The following is an 18,466-nucleotide window of genomic DNA, read 5'->3' on the forward strand; positions in this document are numbered from 1 at the left end:
TTTTAAATAGATTTGATTGAAAAGAAAGAATTTTTAGTATAAAATACAAAAACATACGTACATTTTCAATAAGCTTTGCGCCTATATATTTCGGAATGCGAAGGAACAGAGAGGGGCCGGTGTGTACCATGACAGGAACACGACTATTATTGGAGCATGTCCGCTCCCGACTGGCAATTTATCTTGGGGCAATGCTACTCATGATACTCGCTAATATTTTATTTGCGACCTATCCGAGAATTTTGGGCAGCTTTGCGGATCAGATGACCACTGGTGATGGGAATATCGATACGATTTTACACACTACGTGGCTCTTGCTCGGTGTCGCTGTAGGGTATAGTATTTTTTTCGGTTTCGGACAGTATATGACAATGCGTTTAGGAAGAGCGTTTGAATATAAAGCTCGGAAAAATTTATCGTTTTCTGACAGAAGACTCCCACATCATGGAATGTTAGGACGTTGTCCAATGAGTAAGTGGGAGAAGAATGTCGGTTAGGCGTCAGCCCAAAAGTTGTTTCTTTATTGTGCTATGATATCATCAGTCTTATACAAAAGAAAGGCTGATATTTGGATGGAATTAGATAGTAATAATCATTCAGTATTTCTGATGTACTACGAAGAAGTCAATTTAGGAGATTGTTGTGTCTTGAAACATCTTTATGCATTTAAGGGTGACAGGGTTTCCTCGTTTGGTCGAGGAAGTCAGCTTGTTTTCATCCGTCGTTGCTTGTCTCCGCTCTTCAGCGCACCTGGACTGCGAAGTGTTTTTAAGCCAGGCTGAAAAATAACGGAGAGGTTGCTAAGCGGACGCTAAAAAGGTGTAGAACTATAGAATTTGACGTCACTCGTTGAGCGAGGAAGCTTTTTGGTCGTTAGAGCAGGTCGTCTCACTCTTATTCTTGACACAAATTCGTGACTGAAATGTTTTAATCAGCCGTTCTTTACTGCACTCAAAAAAGGTGCCATGCACACTGTCCTACGATTTCCGTAAAATTAGCAAAAACGCTTAAACGTTAAATTTAGAATGGCTTTTTTGATTTTTGGCAAGAATGTTGGCAAACAAGGCTTTGAAAATGGTGCATCGCTTCAGAGTAAGGAAGTAAAGTGCCGCCGAAACCGCGTTGGAATTTTTGTGCTTCTTCCATCCGGTCAAATAGAAGCACCTGCGGGTCGCAGCATTGAACTCTCGCTTCAGAGCCGATCAAATAGGAAGCTTGTAAGCCGTTAATGGTCGTATCGGTTAAGTAATCTTTACCGAGAAGATGAGTTAAACCGTGTGTCTGCGAGGCTCTTAATAACGCACAGTGAGCACAGCAGGCCTGCTCGATGTGGAGATCATCATACATGAGCTGCATGGCTAACCGTGTGTTTGTTTCTTTCATACAGACAACACAAAGGGAACGACCGTCGGCGTCAGGAGGCGTATGATTCTGAGCGAGAGTAATCCCACCAGGTGTTTTAATGACGTCTCCTTGATCGATTAATGGGCGAATATCGCGATATATGGTCATCTCCGACACTGCTAAACGTTCGCTGAGATCGCTCACACGAAGGGTTGTTTCTTGCTCGAGCCAAGCCATTATTTTTTGTCGTCGTTCGATCGGAAGCATTTTTACATGACCCCCCTAATTTAAATCTTTCTTTGACATTATATCAAAAAACAACATATGTCATCATTTTTTCACAAATTTTATCATGAAGAGGCTTGCGCTTCTTTAAAGGCAGGAGTACACTCATTTGGGAAGATGATGTAAATGAAAGGAATATATTTGTTGATACGTCATCAAAACGAGAAGGAGGACATTGACGTAAAATGAAATTATTAAAATGGTTGGTACCGCTTTCGCTTGTTGGATTTTTGATTGGGTGTCAAGGGGACAATACCGGTGATACGGATGAGCCTGCTGCTGACGCAGAGACGCAAACAGAAGTAGGAGACGATGGTCAAGAAGAAGAGCAAATGCTTACTGGCGCGATTGAGGTCGAGCTTGATGCTCCTGATGAAGCCGCTGTGAACACAGCTGTTGAAACGAAGGCAGCGATCATTGAAGAAGGAGAGCCTGTGGCGGAGGCTGATGTATCCAGTGTTCGTTTCGAGTTTTGGAAGGCAGGGGATCGTGAAAATAGCTGGAAGGAAGATGGCGAAGTTGTAGAGGAAGGTACATATACGGCTGAGGCAACTTTTGAGGCAGACGGGCTTTATTACGTCCAATCCCATGTCACGGCACGCGGAACACACGTTATGCCGAAAGATCAAATCGTTGTAGGTGAAATGACCGAAGAAGACATCGCAGCTGCGGAGAAGGAAGAAGAAGAAAGCGGTGTGTCTGACATGGATAGTATGGAAGGTATGGATCACGAAGGTCATTAATTCATATGAAGCAGAGAAGCCTCTAATTATAGGGCTTGTCTGCTTTTTTAATGAGTTCATCCAACGGCTAGCACAGCAAAAACGAAAACAACGTGGAGAAGTGTACTGATCAGAAGTGAAGGAAAAGGTTTTCCGCGATACATGAGCTTTAGCTCTGCGGCACGGAAATGAGCGGGCAGCACACACATGAGTAAAAGTGTGAGCCCGAGTGATGCCCACGGTCTTGTCGGTGGCCATAATAAGGCAAGTCCACCAACTAGCTCTAAAATACCGATGAGCGCGATGACAAAAACGGGCCTTGGCACATTTGGCGGAACCATTTGAATCAGATGGGCACGATATTTCCCAAAATGCGCGAAAGCCCCGACGACAAACATCGTTGCGACAGCAATTCGCAAAGCATCTACCCAGTCAGTGAGCCATGGCAGGCCAAATAAACCTAATATACATAATCCCCCAAAGACAACGAATAAGACTTTAAATAAATTGGTCATTGTTCCCATCCCTTCAGTTAGAGGGCTTGTGATTGTCTTTGTATTATATCAAGGGGGAAAAGATCGGGATACTATTGGTGTCGGTGGAGCAAAAAGAAGTTAGCAATCTATCACAGAAGTTGTGATATTAAGATAAGGATTGGCAGACAGGGGGGCCTTTGATCAATTAAATTTGCGATAACATACTACGACTTTTAAACATAAATTAGACAGACCTTAAGGTTGAAATTCAAGGTCTGTCAAATTGTTTCTATATAACTAAATGAATGATATGTTGGATGAGCCCAATAACAGCAAAGATAATATACAAAACAAGAAATATACTTGAAAGAATGACGCCGAGCTTCGCAAATTTATCATTATTATGCTTTTTTCCAATAAACCATGCTAGGAGAAAAAGTAGCACGCCAACAATATCATAGAAAAGAGGACTTAAGTTATAAGCACTAAGAAGATATTCACCAAGGCTCAAACCTCTAATGGATAGATAGTTAAATAGGATGGCAAAGATCGCAATAAATAACGAAGAACTCCCTAGACCTAAAGATTTCACATAAACACTCCTTTAGATGATCCAGCAATAATTTTTTTGGTATTATTTTTATTCTGTACAACACCAAAAACTGTTCTTGCTTTAAGAAAGAATACAAAAAGGCCTTTGTAGGGGCAAAAAAGCGCCATACAAAAGCGTTATTCATTTGTAAATTTCTGTTTGACGAACAATGAAGCTATTGAGTAATATTATTTTATGTTAACCGAATAGGAAATGTTCATCATTATAATAAAGCTTGTGACCTAATTTAGCAATTAAAAAAATCTGAGAAGTGAGAAGTTTTTGATGAAACAGATGAATCACTTCATATCAAAAGTAGTACCTGCACTCATCTTGGTCTTATTTTCAGGTGGTTTGTTAACACCTTCAGCGATGGCTCAAGAAAACCAATCAACAACCGAAATCTTAGATGGGATTACTAAGCAATATCTTGAGGAGTTAAGAGATTTTAATAACGAGAACAATCCTGATGTTGCTATTCATGATTTTGAATTAACCGTTGATGAAGAGAAATTGATGAAGTGCAATTTTGATCCAGAAGCTATAAAAAAAGTACTTTATTACGATTTCGAGAAGTTCAAGGAAGAATTTCAGCGTCCAGAGTGGGGACACGAATTGGATGAGTACTTCAATAATAGATCGGGGATTGTCTGATTATCTTTCTTATGTTTTTTGCGATAACTCAGCGTTCAATTTCCATAAACAAAAGTGAAAAAGATGCGTAGCTAAATGGCGCTCATCTTTCTTATGGATAATTTCCCCTTCTGCTTGACTATTGAAATATTCCCCATTTTTGTAATTTATTCTTGATGTATTAGGAATAATGTCATACCAAACCCCTATGATTATGCCTCTATGAAATTAAGAAAGGGAGTTTTGAGAAAGTTAGTTGCTTTAACTACTGTAGCCACATTTACTTTAGGAGCATTCGGTCCTGCTGCATCTGCGCAAGAAAATGAATCAGCCAAAATCTTAGAAGACCTTAGTGCCCAACATCTTCAAGAATTAAGGGAGTACACGGAGGAAAACAATTTTGATGTAGTCATTCATGATTTTGAGCTAACAATGGACGAAGGGAAATTGGAAGATTACAACTTTGATCCATTAGCAATTGAGGCAAAACTCGATAATCAACTTGAAGAAATGAAAGAAAATTTTAAGAATATTGAAAAAGAACAATCAATCAGCCCCATGGCAGTAGATGAATACACAGCAAGCGTTTGGTCAGGTGTCCCAGGAATCGGGCATGCCTATATCAATCAAGATTTTGAAGCAGATGTGTCCAGTGGGAAAATTCATGATGTTAATTTGTTGGGCAGATCATATGACACAGGAATTCAAGTAGGGAGTTGGAAGCACAATAGATCGTGGGCTGATATTTCAAGCAGTGATAGATATTTAGATGTTAGAATGAAGGGAACACTACACTATGGTATTAAAGGTACACCTTTAAGTGGTTCCTTGAGTGCAACTTTTCTTGATAAATTTAGAGCATCTGGAAGCAGACTAGTAAGCCGATAAAAAAACAAAAAGAGCAGGGCATCCCAACGAGGGCACTGAGAACCTAGTTTTTTTAAACCAAAAAAGAGGCGAGTTCTGTTCGATTGTGAACAGAACTTGCCTCTTTTCTTCCTCTTATTGCTGCTCGTTCTCCTCTAAGAGCTTCAGGTTGACCGCGAATATCGTGGTGGTCTCCGCCTGAACGTCCATGCCAAATAGACCCACGGATCTGGCTGTATGAAGCCCGTGAGCATGTTTCAATTCGCTATTTTCCGCTTCGATTTTGTATCGGTCTCGAGCAAGTTCTTTAAAGTGCTTTGTTTCCTGGAACGCATCCTGTTCCTTATGTCCCACCGATTTGATGGTCACAGAATAAGTCTTGCTTTTGGCTCCTTCCTTGTAACAACCCTCTCGTAACGGGCACGTTTTGCACTTTTCGATATCGAAGTAGAAGGTCATTGATTGGTTCTTGCCCTTTAAACTGAGCCACCGTGTACTTTGACACGAGACCTTGTTCTTTCATGATGCGACTGATTCTTCGTCGTGAGACCGACCAACCTTGTTTCTCAAGTGCTTTTTTGATTTTCCGCTGCCCATAGATTTGCCGACTCTTTTGAAAGATATCGACAATCAAAGAGGACAGCTCATCATGTTGCTCATCACGAATACGAGCTTCATAGTAATATGTGCTTCTTGGAAGTTGTAGGACGGCGCACATTGCTGATACCGAGTATTTGTGACGGTTGCTTCGAATCACATCTACTTTCGTCCCATGATCAGCGCGGCTTGCCTTTTAGTAAAGCTTAGCATTTTATATGCTTAGCTGCACTTATACTGTCAAGTGATAGTAAAGCTTAGCATTTCATATGCTTAGCTGCACTTATACTGTAAAGTGCAAATGTCGTTCTCCATCATCAGCTTTTGATTTTCTTTACGTAAGCGAAGGAGCTCTTCCTGTTCAGGTGTACGGTTATCCTTCTCCTTGAACGAACCACTTGTTTTGTGCTGATTCACCCATTTATCGAAGGCAGATGCGGTTAACTCATATTCATCAATCAGTTCACGTCGAGGCTTTCCAGAGGCATGAAGCTTTACAATTTGTTCTTTAAACTCTTGTGTGTAGGTCCGTCTTTCGCGCTTGGTCATAAGCGATTCTCCTCCGTTTGATTTGCGTTAAGTTTACGTGACCTTATTTTATTTGTCTAGTTTAGTGTAACCTGTCCATGTGTTGCATAGTCATTTTTCATGATAAAAGGTCAAAGAGCGTCAGATGATTGAGGCGCTCTATTTTTATGTCTTTAAAGGAACGGAGAGGCGATATTCATTTGCGATAGCAATCACGACAACGGTATAGTAGAACAAGACAAAGCGTGTTGGAGGGAAAATGCATTGACGACCATTTTACTCATTGAAGATGACGAAAAAATTGCCAGTCTTCTACGCGACCAAATTGAAAAATACGGCTATCATGTCGTCACAGTCACTGATTTTGACAGAGTCATGGACGTGTTTCATGAGACGAACCCAGAACTTGTCTTGTTAGATATCAATTTACCGAGCTTTGATGGTTTTTACTGGTGCCGTCAAATCCGAAAAACGTCTGTGTGTCCGGTGATCTTTATTTCAGCACGCACTGGTGGGATGGATCAAGTCATGGCATTGGAAAATGGCGGCGACGATTTTATTACGAAACCGTTCCACACGGAGGTTGTGCTCGCAAAAATTCATAGTCAGCTTAGACGCGCTTATGGTGAATACGCGTCTACAGCGTTTGAGCAAGTGCTAGATAAAGAAGGGCTGATGTTTTATCCAGAACGTTTAGAGATGACGTTCAATGGAAGGACAGTGGCATTATCAAAAAAAGAGTCGGATATCATTGGGCGATTGCTCGAGCGTCATCCGAGAGTGGCGGGGCGTGACGATTTGTTGGAGACGCTTTGGGATACGCAAACGTATGTCGATGAAAATACGCTGAATGTCAATATGAATCGTGTTCGCAGGAAATTTGCCGAGCTCGGCCTTGAGGGGGCTGTGGACACTGTTCGTGGTGCAGGGTATCGGCTCAATGTATTCTGGGGATCGGAGCGTGGCGGTTAATGCGATTATTTCTTCGCGAGCACGCGCTTCTTATCTGTGTACATTTCATTCAGTATGTTGTCATTTTAGCCATTTTTTGGCTCGACGGTTATCCGCGTGTCCTCCCAGCACTATACGCTATTTTTCTCGGCTTATTTTTTCTAGGAGGCTATTTGATATATCACTACGTGACGCGACGACACTTTTATAAACGACTTGAAAACCCGGTGGACTCACCTGGTGAAGCACTCGAGACGACAGATGATGCCCCTGCCTCTCAAGCCTTGGCCGAGCTACTAAAAAGTCAATACTTGCACTATCACAATGCGCAACAAAACGCACAACAAGAGCAAGATAGTCACTTGCGCTATATTGAACAATGGGTCCACCAAATGAAGACCCCTTTGTCGGTGATTGAATTAACAGCGCAGCAGCTTGACGAGCCGGAATCATCCAATCTTCGCGAAGAAACGGAGCGCATGAAGACGGGGTTAAATATGGTGCTTTATATGGCACGCCTCCGTACCATCGAGGACGATTTTCACGTAGCTCCAGTCTCTTTAGAAACGATCGTTCATGAAGTTAACCAAGAAAATAAACGGTTGTTTATTCGCAATGGCGTCTTCCCGCGACTAAATATGCAAAGGCAACACCTCACTGTGGAAAGTGACGAGAAGTGGCTTCGCTTCATCATTACACAGCTCGTGCAAAATGCCGTCAAATATTCTTCCGGGCATGGGAAAGAAGTTGTTTTTACGTTTGCTGAGAGGGACGGTGAGGCAGTCCTGTCGATCACTGACAAAGGTGTTGGTATTCCTGTACAAGATCATAAGCGCATCTTTCGTCCATTTTTTACTGGAGAAAACGGCAGGCATTTTCGGGAGTCGACCGGCATGGGTTTATACTTAGCAAAAGAAGCAACCGATTATTTACATCACCGACTCGAGTTTGAATCTTCGTTAGGTGAAGGGACGACGTTTCGAATTGTATTTACTGAAACGCAAAACCTTACAAAAGTGTAAGGTTCGTGAAAGGAGAATCTATCGTACTTTCTCTTTGTCTTGGCTATCCTATAAATAGAGCTTTTCAAGGAAAGGAGAATGACGATGCTGCAAGTCAATAAAGTGAGTAAGATTTATGAAGGCAAAGTGTCCTATCAGGCGTTGTCAGAGATAGATCTGGATGTCGAGCATGGTGAATTTGTTGGTGTCATGGGACCGTCAGGGAGCGGTAAAACGACATTACTTAATTTAATTGCGACGATTGATGAGCCGACGACTGGAGAAGTCATCATTGATGGAGAACATCCTCATAAGCTGTCTAAAGAAAAGCTTGCCAAGTTTCGTCGTCGTCAGCTAGGGTTTGTATTTCAGGACTTTAATTTGCTTCCAACGTTAACCGTTGAGGAAAATATCGTACTTCCGCTGACACTTGATGGTGTTAAGGTAAAGGAAATGCAGAAGAGAGCGCGGACGATCGCTGAAGCTTTAGGCATTGTTGATTTAATGGATAAACGCATCCACGAAATCTCGGGTGGTCAAGCACAACGGGCAGCGATTGCACGCTCGATGATCCATAAGCCAAAGCTTCTGTTAGCAGACGAGCCAACGGGGAATTTAGATTCAAAATCGTCGAAAAATGTGATGCAGCTTTTAGAGGATATTCATCAGCGTGAGCAGGCGACGATGATGCTTGTGACCCACGATCCTCAAGCAGCAAGCTATTGTGAGCGGGTCGTCTTTATTCGTGACGGTCGGTTGTTCTCGGAAATTCATCGCGGCGCAAACCGTCAAGCGTTTTTTCAACAGATTTTAGATACGTTGTCACTGCTTGGAGGGGATGACCATGACCTTTCGTCAGTTCGCGTTTAACAACGTATTTCGCAATAAACGTTTATATGTGGCGTATTTTTTAAGCAGCTTATTTACGGTCATGGTCTTTTTTACCTTTTCTATTTTTGCAAATCATCCCGCGTTAACAAGCGACATGCATAACGCAGTGGCGACCAGTATGAGCACAGCCGCGTGGATCATTTATATATTTTCAATGTTCTTCGTGCTGTATTCGATGAGTGCATTTTTACAGTCGCGCAAGCGCGAATTCGGTGTGCTCATGATTCAAGGAATGACTGCACGACAAGTGCGCTCGATGGTGTTTTTGGAAAACATGGTGATCGGTTTCTTTGCGACGCTTTGCGGTATATTGTTTGGGCTTGTTTTTGCGAAAGCGATTTTGTTGCTCGCTGAAAATGTTCTTTTAATTGAAGAAACGCTTTACTTCTATGTGCCATTAAAAGCGATTGTGATGACATTTGTGTCGTTTATGCTGTTATTTATTGTCATATCCTTTTTTATTACTGTCGTCCTTCGTACAGGAAAACTTGTGACATTAATCAAAGCTAACCAAATGTCAAAAGGGGAACCGAAAGCATCGATTCTTATTACACTTTTCTCAATCGTGCTAATTGCGGTGGGTTATGGAATTGCCCTTTGGGTAAAAGGGGCGCAAGTTGTTGTTGCTTTAATGCCAGTTGTCATCATCGTCACCATTGGAACTTATTTCTTCTTTACTCAACTTAGTGTGTATGCGATTCGCCGATTAAAAATAAACAAAAGCTTGTTTTGGAAGAAAACGAATATGCTGTTGTTTTCTGATCTTTCTTTTCGGATGAAGGACAATGCACGGAGCTTCTTTATGGTAGCGATGATTTCTACGGTCGCCTTTAGCGCTATTGGCTCTTTGTATGCAGTTCAATCAATTGTGATTGATGGCTACGAAAAAACAAACCCGTACTCATTTACGTATGAACGTATAGAAGGTGATGAACGCAGCAAGACGGTTGAGCAGGACTTGCAAACCATTGAAAGCATTTTCGCTGAGCAAGGCATTGATACGGAACGGGCTGACACGGCACTTCGTTACTTTGATCTTGGCTTAGAGTATATATGGATTGTCTTTAAGCAATCGGATTACAATGAGCTCGTTGGCTTACTTGGAGAAGAGTCTGTTCAAGTAGCGAAGGGTGAGGCAGTCAATGTATACTACGATGGGAAAACCAGTACGCTTGTTGGAGACCGACTAGAGAAAAGGGCAAAAGGAAAAACGATCGAGCTTTCTAACCGATCTGTTCAAGTTGTGGATCAATTCACATCGGATGCTGTAGCACCGTTTAGTTCAGTTCTTGTCATGAACGATGCAGATTATGAACAACTACCAAAACCGACGAGTAAAAGCCTCTTATATACGTGGCAATCTAGTGCAGCAACTAGTGAGCTTATCGAAGTCGCTAAAACGGTTCAACAGCAAGTTCCTGGTTATTACTTTTCAGCGGTTGATTTCAGTGTTTACGAAATTAGCCAAATGTATGGACCCATCCTTTTTGTCGGTTTATTTATCGGTATCGTCTTTTTTGTTTCAGCAGGCAGCTTCTTATATTTCCGCCTGTATAGTGACATTGATCACGATAAGCATAAATTTAAAGCAATTGGGAAGCTAGGCTTAACGACGCAGGAGCTTAAAAAAGTGTTGAATCGCCAGATTGCTTTGCTGTTTTTCACACCGATTGTTGTAGCACTTGTACATGGAGCAGTTGCTTTAACCGCCCTGTCTAATATGTTTGGAAAAACATATTGAATGAATCCATTACGGTGCTCGGTGCCTTTTTAGTCATACAAATCGTTTATTTCTTTATCGTTCGGTTTTTCTATACGAAACAGATTCGGGCAGCGTTGTAAAAACGCTGCTTCAGCCTGTTGAGAAACGCATTCATCCGTCGTTGCTCGTCTCGCTCGTCCGCTCATGAACTGATGTTCAATTCGCGTCATCGCTCGCCTTCGCGCCTAGCCTGAGAAGCGTTTTCAAGCTAGGCTGAAGGACGGGAATGTTGAGAAACGCATTCATCTGTCGTTGCTCGTCTCGCTCGTCCGCTCATGAACTGATGTTGTATTAGGGTGACGAGCGTTTTTCGAGTCAGGCTGAGTTGCTAAGCGGACGCTACACTTAGCTGTTTCGTGTACTGTTACCCTTCGTTTCATGTGTTCGTCTACGAGTGGAAACATGATTTGCCTCGTTGTTCAACATGTTGTCAGCAAGGAAGAATGGCTTCCGGTTAAAGTCAACATGATCGTTTGTGGAATGGGCTAAATAGGGGGTTTTTGCCTCTTGATGTATCAAGGGGCTTTTGATATAGTAGACGGGCGAACGACTGTTAGTCTGTGATAAGATGAAACTGGGACTATGATGTCCCATATAAAAAGACCGTGTGCGTATGCCTTCAAAGAGGCTTATGTGCATGGTCTTCCACGTGTGTGAATCAATGTTTGTCTTTATAGATTATTGAAATGGGGGTGTTTGTTTGTACCATGCAGACACTTGGAAAGAAAAAGTGATTTTATTCTTAAAAATCATTTGGCCGATTGTCGTCACACAAGTTGGATTGGCTGCGATGAACTTTGTCGATACGGTGATGTCGGGGCGCGTAAGTAAGGAAGACCTTGCAGGTGTGGCGATCGGATCAAGCTTATGGATGCCTGTTTTTGTCGGCATTAATGGGATTTTAATGGCGGCATCGCCTTTAATTGCTCATTTGATTGGCCAAGGTAAGCATAAGCATATTAGCAGGACGGTTAGTCAAACGCTATATGTGGCCGTCGGCATGGCGATTGTGCTCTTTATTGCAGGAGCGTTTTTTTTACGGCCAATTTTAGGCTTGATGGAGTTAGAGCCTAAAGTAGAGCATGTTGCTTTTCATTATTTGATCGGGCTGTCCATTGGGATTATTCCGTTGTTTGCCACGAATGTACTGCGTTATTTCTTTGACGCACAAGGTTTTACACGGATTACGATGATGATTATTTTACTCGCCATTCCATTTAATGTTGTCTTAAATGCCGGGTTTATCTTCGGCTATTTCGGGCTTCCAGCGCTGGGAGGGATCGGAGCTGGCTATGCGACAGCAATTACCTATTGGATTACGTTTTTAATTAGTGTAATCATCACGTTTAGAAACCGTACATTTCGTGAACATAAGCTATTTATAAAATGGCCGCGGCCTGAGTTGAAAGCTTGGAAGGAAATTTTGTCTATTGGTGTTCCGATGGGGCTTTCAGTCTTTTTTGAAGCGAGTATTTTTTCTGTCGTCACCTTGTTTATGGGGGCGCTGTTTGACACCTTGACTGTCTCTGCTCACCAGATTGCTCTAAATGTCACATCGATGATCTTTATGGTGCCTTTGAGTATGGCGATGGGACTAACGATATTAGTTGGGTATTCTGTCGGGGGCGGAAAAAGAGAAAATGCAAGACAATATGCAATTCTAGGCGTTGGTGGCAGTATCGGGTTTTTGATGCTCTGTTCGGTCTTCCTCTTTACGTTCCGCGAGGTGATCGCGAGTGCCTATACGACCGATCCGGCAGTCATTCAATTGGCAGGCGCCTTTTTAATGATTGCGACGCTTTACCAAGTGTCTGACGGTGCACAGGCGTCACTTCAAGGGGTGCTGCGTGGTTACAAAGATGTGAACGTTCCTTTTTGGATTGCTTTTGTTTCCTATTGGATCATTGGCATTCCATCAGGCTATATCCTTGCCCAGATGACTACACTTGGTCCATTCGGTTTTTGGGTTGGGATCATTATCGGGTTGACGTCAGCTGCGATCGGCTTTTTAATTCGTCTGCGAACGATCCGCAAAAGAGACAGCCGATTCGTGACGCACTCAGTGAACGAACCAACTCATTGATATGTTTTATGAGAGCATTGCTTAAAGCTGTGGCATAATAAGAGTAGACTTTGCAAAAAAGGAGACATCATTTATGAATTTTGTCACATTAAACAACGGGCTACAGATGCCACAGCTAGGATTTGGGGTATGGCAGGTGGAAAATGACGAAGCGCAAGCAGCTGTCACCAAAGCGCTTCAATCTGGGTACATCTCTATTGATACAGCAATGATTTACAAGAATGAAGCAGGTGTTGGAAAAGCCATTCACGAATCAGGGATGAAAAGAGAAGATTTATTTATTACGACAAAAGTATGGAACAGTGACCAAGGTTACGAAAATACGATTAGAGCGTACGAGGAAAGTCTGCAGCGGCTCGGTCTTGATTACGTTGATTTGTATTTAATTCATTGGCCGACGCCTGAATTTGACCAGTATATTGAAACGTATCAAGCGATGGAAGAATTGTATCGTGCTGGAAAAGTGAAAGCGATCGGTGTCTGTAATTTTGAGATAGAGCACCTTGAGCGTCTTCTTAATGAATGTAGTGTAAAGCCCGTTCTTAATCAAGTCGAATGTCACCCTTACTTGCAGCAAAAAGATATTAAGGCATTTTGTAAGAAACACGATATCTTCGTAGAAGCGTGGAGCCCACTTGATCAAGGGGGTGCGGTATTAGAGGATGAGACGATCTCTGCCATTGCCAAAGCGCACGGTAAATCAAACGCTCAAGTCGTTCTTCGTTGGCATCTGCAAAATGACACGATCGTCATTCCGAAGTCAGTGACACCATCACGGATTGAAGAAAATATCAATGTTTTTGATTTTACGTTATCAGATGAAGAGATGCACTCGATTGATCAGCTTGATCGGAATGCAAGAAAAGGTCCGCATCCGAATGATCTGAACGTGCGTTAACGGTTCATAGAGATACTTTCTAAACTACGGTTTCCTATAAAGGGAAGCCGTTTTTTTGTTGCATAAATCCGGTGAAATTCGCAGATAGTAAGAAGACAATTTACAGGAGAATGGTGGGGTACTGATGAGTGAAGATGATGCGCTTGGTCACTTGAACAATCTCACGGAAGCGATTCTCCAACTTACCTTTGGCAGAAACGATGTCAAGCGCCTTGATCGAACGCTACGATCACAGAATGTCAACCTTACGTTTGTCTACGTAGACACGCTCATTCAACAAGAACGAGTGAATGAGATGATGACTGTTATTCTACAAGAAAATGACTCATTGAAGATATTGAGCTTCCTTGGCAGCACCACGGTAGAATCGTTTGAAATCGCTAAAGAAAAGCTGATGACTGGACATGTACTTATACAGGCAGGCAGTAAAAAATGGTTTGCAGTATCTGCGCCTGACACGACCGGGAGGGCAATTGAGAGTTCTGATACCGAAACGATTCTATACGGTGCAAAAGACAGCTTTACCGAACAAATCAATCAGAATATTATGCTGATCCGTCGACGAATTAAGCACGCTCGCCTGTGCACACATGAGTTTAAGGCAGGCTCTTTGACGCGGACAAAAATGGTGCTCATGTCGATCGACGGTATTACAAACTCAGATGTGATTCAAACTGTGAAAAATAAGCTAAAAAAAATCAATTTTGACATGATTTTAAACTCATCCAATGTCGCTGAATTTATTGAAGATCACACAAATAGCATTTTTCCGCAGTTTGAGCAGACAGACTTACCAGATTATTGTGCTGACTCGTTAGGTAAAGGAAAAATTGTCCTTTTGATTGAGAATTCACCTTTCGTGCTAATCGGCCCAACGACGTTTTTCGATTTATTCACTTCACCTGAAGACTATATTCATAAGTGGCTGATTGCTAGCAGCCTTCGGATCATTCGTTATATTGGCTTTGTTCTCTCCTTATTAATCGTGCCGATCTATGTTGCATTGACGACGCACCATTATCAAATGATACCTTTGCAAATTCTTTATGTGCTGACAGATTCACGGAATCAGTTGCCATTTTCGCCATTCTGGGAAGCTTTTTTCATGCTTTTCTTAGTTGAAATTTTAAAAGAAGCGAGCTTAAGAATGCCCTCTAAAACAAGTCAGACATTGGGCATCGTCGGAGGTATTGTTATTGGGGACGCGGCAGTGCGGGCAGGGTTTGTTAGTGTTTTATTGATCGTTTTAATTGGTGTCTCTGCCATTGCTTCCTTCTTAGTACCTAATTATTTGTTATCTAAAACGAATACAATCATCCAATTTGTTTTTTTAATTCTTTCCTTTTTAATGGGGTTTTTCGGTATTATTGTTGGCTTAATCGGTTTGTTGGCTCATTTAAACGGACTTACGTCTTTAAAGAAACCCTATTTAGCCCCAGTAGCTCCATTTTATTGGAGTGATTGGAAAGACTTTCTGCTTCGATTTCCGATTCCTTGGATGAAAACTCGTCCGGATCATTTGGAAGCTAAAAACAAATGGCGTATCACCCGGAGGAGGTAACATGAAGTTTACTTTATTTGATCGATCTGCAACATTTGGCGGTGGCTATGTTTTTGCCGTCGTCAATCGTTTGCAAATGCTGTATTTTGTTCTTATTCTTCCTGAGCAGCTCATGCGTTCGCACATGCTAATATTGATTATCTTGATAGGATTGGTGTCACAACTCAACCTATGGATTTTAGCAAAGGGATTATCCACAAAAGAGCTGCGAACCTTTGAAGATTTAGAGCGTATGTTCGGAAAACCGCTTTTGGCAGTTTTAATCACGTTGGGCTTAGGTGCGCTTCTTTTAAAAATGTGTGTGTTTACACTTGGATACGCTGAATTGATTCAGCAGTTTATTTTTACTTCACTAAGTGAACAGTGGATCATTGCGATTGTTATTGCCGTATCAATTTATATAGCGATCCGTGGCATGGAAAAAACAATTCGCTTTGGAATCATTGCCTTTCTATTTTCCTCTTGGATGATCATTGCTTTCATCTTTCTTTTTGTAACATCCTTTGACTCGTTATACCATCTTTCCGACGTTATCCCGCATCAATGGCAAGATGTTCGTTTAATCAACGTCCTGCTAATTATGTCTTCATTGTCTGGACCAGAATTTTTAATATGTTTATTTCCTTGGGTTGGAAAAGGAGGCAACTTATTAAAATGGTTATCGCTTGGAAATGCGCTATCTGTACTTGAATACGTTTTTTTGTTTGCGGCAACCCTCGTCTTTTTTGGTGAAGGCTATTTAAAGGAAGTGTCTTTCCCTTTTGTCAACATGATTCAATACATGCAAACATCATTTATTGAACGAATTGAGGTGATTTTTTTATCATTTCACGCGTTTCATTTTATTTTTGCGAATGCTTTGTTTGGCTTAAGTTTTTATGGAGGAATCCGATTTTTGTTAGGGCGACTTCAAAAGGCCAATTCACGCCTAGGTTTGCTTGCTACATTTAGTTTAATAGGGATCGCGATGCTTGTAGCGTCTGAATGGTTGTGGGAAGGCTTTCACTTAAATACTTTCACGATCATTCAAGTATATGTTGGTGCGTTCACGTATGTTGTTGTGCCTACATTGTTTTATACAGTGATCCGTTTAAGAAGGGGGCAGCGATTCATATGATTCACATTGCGAAACTGCTGATCATCATTTTGTTCGTCGTGCTTTTGTTTAAGGATGGTCCTCCGTTTGTTAAACACAATATCGTTGAAGAAATATCGCCTGCTATTTTTTGGTCAATGCAAAGAGGTGAAGATGACAAAATTGAGATTAGTACGGTCGTGCCTCCGGTTTCAAAAGAGCAAAAAAACGTGTTGTCTCTCGAAATTTCATTGTTAAAGGAAGCAAAAAAGCATTTAACCTGGAGCATTTCCGAGAATTGCAATTAGGTCAGCTGCGCCTTTTGTTTATTCAGGAGGAACTCTTAGACAGTAGCATTATGCCTTTTTTACAGACGATTATGAATGACCATGATATCTCGCCACGCCTTTTTTTAGTCCTTGTGGAAGGGGACTTAAACGCATATCTATCTAACAAAGCTAATCAAAAGGATTTTGATTACAAGCTGTGGCGCATGTTTAAGCATTATGAGCAGGATAACGATGGGTCGTTAACCGTTCAAAATATTCACCAGTTCTTAAAAAGAATGTATGGTTCAGGGATTGATCCTGTTCTTCCGACCTTTTCAGCAAGCGCGGACAGTTTGACATACAATGGAACAGCCTTGTTTAAACATGATCGGTACGTTGATATAGCATCAGATGAGGATGATCAAATTTTTCAAATGCTCGACCACAGCAGTTTCCTGAGGGCGATTACGATTCCAGAGTTAAAGGTTGCACTCGGAAATGTGACGACAAATGTTGACATTTCATTTAGTGATGATTTCTCTAAGGCAAGCTTCCATACGGTTTTAAAGGGATGGATCAGTGAGTATAGAGGAAAGAAAGACATTATGAATGAACACGATCTAAATAAGCTGACCGAGGAAATTGAGGGCTATTTAAAGAAACGAACAGAATCATTCCTCGCCCAATTACAAGAAAAACGTGTATACCCATTTAAAGATGGTCCTAATCGATTTCGTTTTTTACATGCCTCAGTTGACGAAAAGAGATGGGAAGAAAGCTGGCCCGCAATGGACATCGACGTACAATATCAAGTTCATTTTGTTGATCGTGGGTAAAGCTTGTGATCCTTTAAGGACATTTTTAAAAAAGTAAAACAGCCTTACCCTTTTCTCTAAGTTGTTTTTGCTAGACGAATAACGATAAACGTGGCACGATATGGAGAAGGGAAGGGGACGATTGCATGGATGTTTCACTATGGATGTCTTTTATTGGCGTAGCGATTGTGCTGACAGTCTCACCGGGGCCGGATGTGCTGTTTGTGACGGCGCAAAGTGCGAGTTATGGACGCAGAGCCGGTATTGCGACGGCTTTAGGGCTTTGTACAGGGCTTCTTGGACATACAGCCGCCGCCGTGCTTGGTATCTCTGCAGTAGTGTATCAATCGAGTATGGCATTTCAACTCGTCAAGTACGCTGGGGCGATCTATCTTTTGTATTTGGCCTGGCAGGCATTTCGGGAACGAAATGAGCGAAATGCAATCGGTCAAGTGAAAAAGCAATCGTTGCCTGTATTGTATCGCCGTGGTATTTTAATGAATTTGTTAAATCCAAAGGTGTCATTATTTTTTCTGGCTTTGTTGCCACAATTTGTTTCTACAAATGGAGCGTTAAGCGTGCCTTTGCAAATGCTGTTTCTCGGCGCATTGTTCATTATACAGGCGCTGGTCGTATTTGCCATCGTATCTTTCGTAGCAGGGCGTCTAGGTCAAGCTCTGCAAGAAAGACCGCAAATGATCAAATGGTTCGCTTACGGGAAAGCGGCAATATTTACAGCGCTTAGTATTCGGTTGGCTTTGTCTGACCGTTAATAGGAGCAAAAACCGTATGTTTTAACTGGATTTCTTGTCCGGTTTCTTCGTTTTATCGTTTTCTGACAGAAGACTCCCACTTCAAGGAATGTTAGGACGTTGTCCAATGAGTAAGTGGGAGATGAATGTCGGTTAGTCGTAAGCCTAAAAGTTGTTTCTTTTTTGTGCTATAATATCATCAGTCTAATATAAAAGAAAAGCTGAGATTTCGATGAAAATAGATGGTCATAATCATCAGTGTTTTTGATGTACTACCACCTTGTATTCGTTGTTAAATACCGTAGAAAAGTCTTTGACGACGACATGTCTGACTATGCAAAAGATATGTTTGTAAAGTGAGGTG

The 18,466-nt window shown here is 41.7% G+C and carries 18 protein-coding genes and 4 pseudogenes; 16 read left to right on the forward strand and 6 right to left on the reverse strand.

Features of this window, described 5'->3' with window-relative positions; translation table 11 throughout:
- The first annotated feature begins 128 nt into the window (after positions 1-128).
- Complete coding sequence (locus G4V62_RS14530; protein WP_165203427.1) at positions 129-497, forward strand: 6TM ABC transporter family protein; 369 nt, start codon at positions 129-131, stop codon at positions 495-497.
- 523 nt (positions 498-1,020) lie between these two features.
- Here the strand turns inward: G4V62_RS14530 and G4V62_RS14535 are convergent.
- Complete coding sequence (locus G4V62_RS14535) at positions 1,021-1,611, reverse strand: DeoR family transcriptional regulator (protein WP_165203429.1); 591 nt, start codon at positions 1,609-1,611, stop codon at positions 1,021-1,023.
- A 203-nt stretch (positions 1,612-1,814) separates the two neighbouring features.
- Here G4V62_RS14535 and G4V62_RS14540 point away from each other — a divergent pair, with 203 nt between their 5' ends.
- On the forward strand, positions 1,815-2,372 hold the full coding sequence (locus tag G4V62_RS14540) for a FixH family protein (protein WP_165203431.1): 558 nt from the start codon (positions 1,815-1,817) through the stop codon (positions 2,370-2,372).
- A gap of 56 nt (positions 2,373-2,428) precedes the next feature.
- Here G4V62_RS14540 and G4V62_RS14545 read toward each other — a convergent pair whose 3' ends face one another.
- Entirely contained in the window at positions 2,429-2,866 is a 438-nt protein-coding gene (locus G4V62_RS14545; protein WP_165203433.1) for a DoxX-related protein, read from the reverse strand.
- Positions 2,867-3,116: 250 nt separating this feature from the next.
- Complete coding sequence (locus tag G4V62_RS14550; protein ID WP_165203435.1) at positions 3,117-3,419, reverse strand: hypothetical protein; 303 nt, start codon at positions 3,417-3,419, stop codon at positions 3,117-3,119.
- Positions 3,420-3,704: 285 nt separating this feature from the next.
- On the opposite strand from G4V62_RS14550, the gene G4V62_RS14555 reads away from it, so the two are divergent.
- Positions 3,705-4,073, forward strand: coding sequence for a hypothetical protein (locus G4V62_RS14555; protein ID WP_165203437.1), 369 nt, complete (start codon positions 3,705-3,707; stop codon positions 4,071-4,073).
- Positions 4,074-4,274: 201 nt separating this feature from the next.
- Positions 4,275-4,940 (forward strand): hypothetical protein, encoded by a 666-nt coding sequence (locus tag G4V62_RS14560; protein WP_165203439.1) that lies wholly within the window; start codon positions 4,275-4,277, stop codon positions 4,938-4,940.
- 114 nt (positions 4,941-5,054) lie between these two features.
- On the opposite strand, the pseudogene G4V62_RS14565 reads toward G4V62_RS14560, so the two are convergent.
- A pseudogene (locus tag G4V62_RS14565) lies at positions 5,055-5,396 on the reverse strand (transposase); the annotation flags it as partial.
- Positions 5,395-6,065: pseudogene (locus tag G4V62_RS20875) on the reverse strand (IS3 family transposase); the annotation flags it as partial. The pseudogenes G4V62_RS14565 and G4V62_RS20875, both read right to left, overlap by 2 nt.
- Before the next feature lie 243 nt (positions 6,066-6,308).
- Between G4V62_RS20875 and G4V62_RS14580 the strand changes: the two are divergent.
- From G4V62_RS14580 to G4V62_RS14595, 4 genes and pseudogenes are all read left to right on the forward strand, one after another.
- Positions 6,309-7,016 carry a response regulator transcription factor gene (locus G4V62_RS14580; RefSeq protein WP_165203443.1) on the forward strand — a complete coding sequence of 236 codons (708 nt, stop codon included), beginning with the start codon at positions 6,309-6,311 and terminating at the stop codon, positions 7,014-7,016.
- Entirely contained in the window at positions 7,016-8,017 is a 1,002-nt protein-coding gene (locus G4V62_RS14585; RefSeq protein ID WP_165203445.1) for a sensor histidine kinase, read from the forward strand. The genes G4V62_RS14580 and G4V62_RS14585 overlap by 1 nt, the downstream gene beginning before the upstream one ends.
- Before the next feature lie 84 nt (positions 8,018-8,101).
- A complete protein-coding gene (locus G4V62_RS14590; RefSeq protein ID WP_165203447.1) occupies positions 8,102-8,866 on the forward strand; it encodes an ABC transporter ATP-binding protein in 765 nt (254 codons plus the stop codon).
- Positions 8,841-10,729 (forward strand): annotated as a pseudogene (locus G4V62_RS14595) (ABC transporter permease). Before G4V62_RS14590 ends, G4V62_RS14595 begins: the two are co-directional and overlap by 26 nt.
- On the opposite strand, the gene G4V62_RS14600 reads toward G4V62_RS14595, so the two are convergent.
- Positions 10,658-10,819: a hypothetical protein gene (locus G4V62_RS14600; protein ID WP_165203394.1), complete on the reverse strand. Its 162-nt coding sequence runs from the start codon at positions 10,817-10,819 to the stop codon at positions 10,658-10,660. The pseudogene G4V62_RS14595 and the gene G4V62_RS14600 overlap by 72 nt on opposite strands.
- Before the next feature lie 530 nt (positions 10,820-11,349).
- Here G4V62_RS14600 and G4V62_RS14605 point away from each other — a divergent pair.
- The 8 genes and pseudogenes from G4V62_RS14605 to G4V62_RS14640 all read left to right on the forward strand — a co-directional run.
- A complete protein-coding gene (locus tag G4V62_RS14605) occupies positions 11,350-12,732 on the forward strand; it encodes an MATE family efflux transporter (protein WP_165203449.1) in 1,383 nt (460 codons plus the stop codon).
- 73 nt (positions 12,733-12,805) lie between these two features.
- Positions 12,806-13,630, forward strand: coding sequence for an aldo/keto reductase (locus tag G4V62_RS14610; RefSeq protein ID WP_165203451.1), 825 nt, complete (start codon positions 12,806-12,808; stop codon positions 13,628-13,630).
- Between the two features lie 124 nt (positions 13,631-13,754).
- Positions 13,755-15,191, forward strand: a complete 1,437-nt coding sequence (locus tag G4V62_RS14615; RefSeq protein ID WP_165203453.1) for a spore germination protein — start codon at positions 13,755-13,757, stop codon at positions 15,189-15,191.
- Position 15,192: 1 nt separating this feature from the next.
- Positions 15,193-16,308 (forward strand): GerAB/ArcD/ProY family transporter, encoded by a 1,116-nt coding sequence (locus tag G4V62_RS14620; protein WP_165203455.1) that lies wholly within the window; start codon positions 15,193-15,195, stop codon positions 16,306-16,308.
- Positions 16,305-16,574 (forward strand): hypothetical protein, encoded by a 270-nt coding sequence (locus tag G4V62_RS14625; RefSeq protein WP_165203457.1) that lies wholly within the window; start codon positions 16,305-16,307, stop codon positions 16,572-16,574. The genes G4V62_RS14620 and G4V62_RS14625 overlap by 4 nt, the downstream gene beginning before the upstream one ends.
- Positions 16,565-17,371, forward strand: a complete 807-nt coding sequence (locus tag G4V62_RS14630) for a Ger(x)C family spore germination protein (protein ID WP_165203459.1) — start codon at positions 16,565-16,567, stop codon at positions 17,369-17,371. Before G4V62_RS14625 ends, G4V62_RS14630 begins: the two co-directional genes overlap by 10 nt.
- 125 nt (positions 17,372-17,496) lie before the next feature.
- Complete coding sequence (locus G4V62_RS14635) at positions 17,497-18,123, forward strand: LysE family translocator (protein ID WP_165203461.1); 627 nt, start codon at positions 17,497-17,499, stop codon at positions 18,121-18,123.
- A gap of 211 nt (positions 18,124-18,334) precedes the next feature.
- A pseudogene (locus G4V62_RS14640) lies at positions 18,335-18,459 on the forward strand (transposase); the annotation flags it as partial.
- Between the last annotated feature and the right edge of the window lie 7 nt (positions 18,460-18,466).

It is taken from the genome of Litoribacterium kuwaitense (genome assembly GCF_011058155.1).
Classification (GTDB): domain Bacteria; phylum Bacillota; class Bacilli; order Bacillales; family DSM-28697; genus Litoribacterium; species Litoribacterium kuwaitense.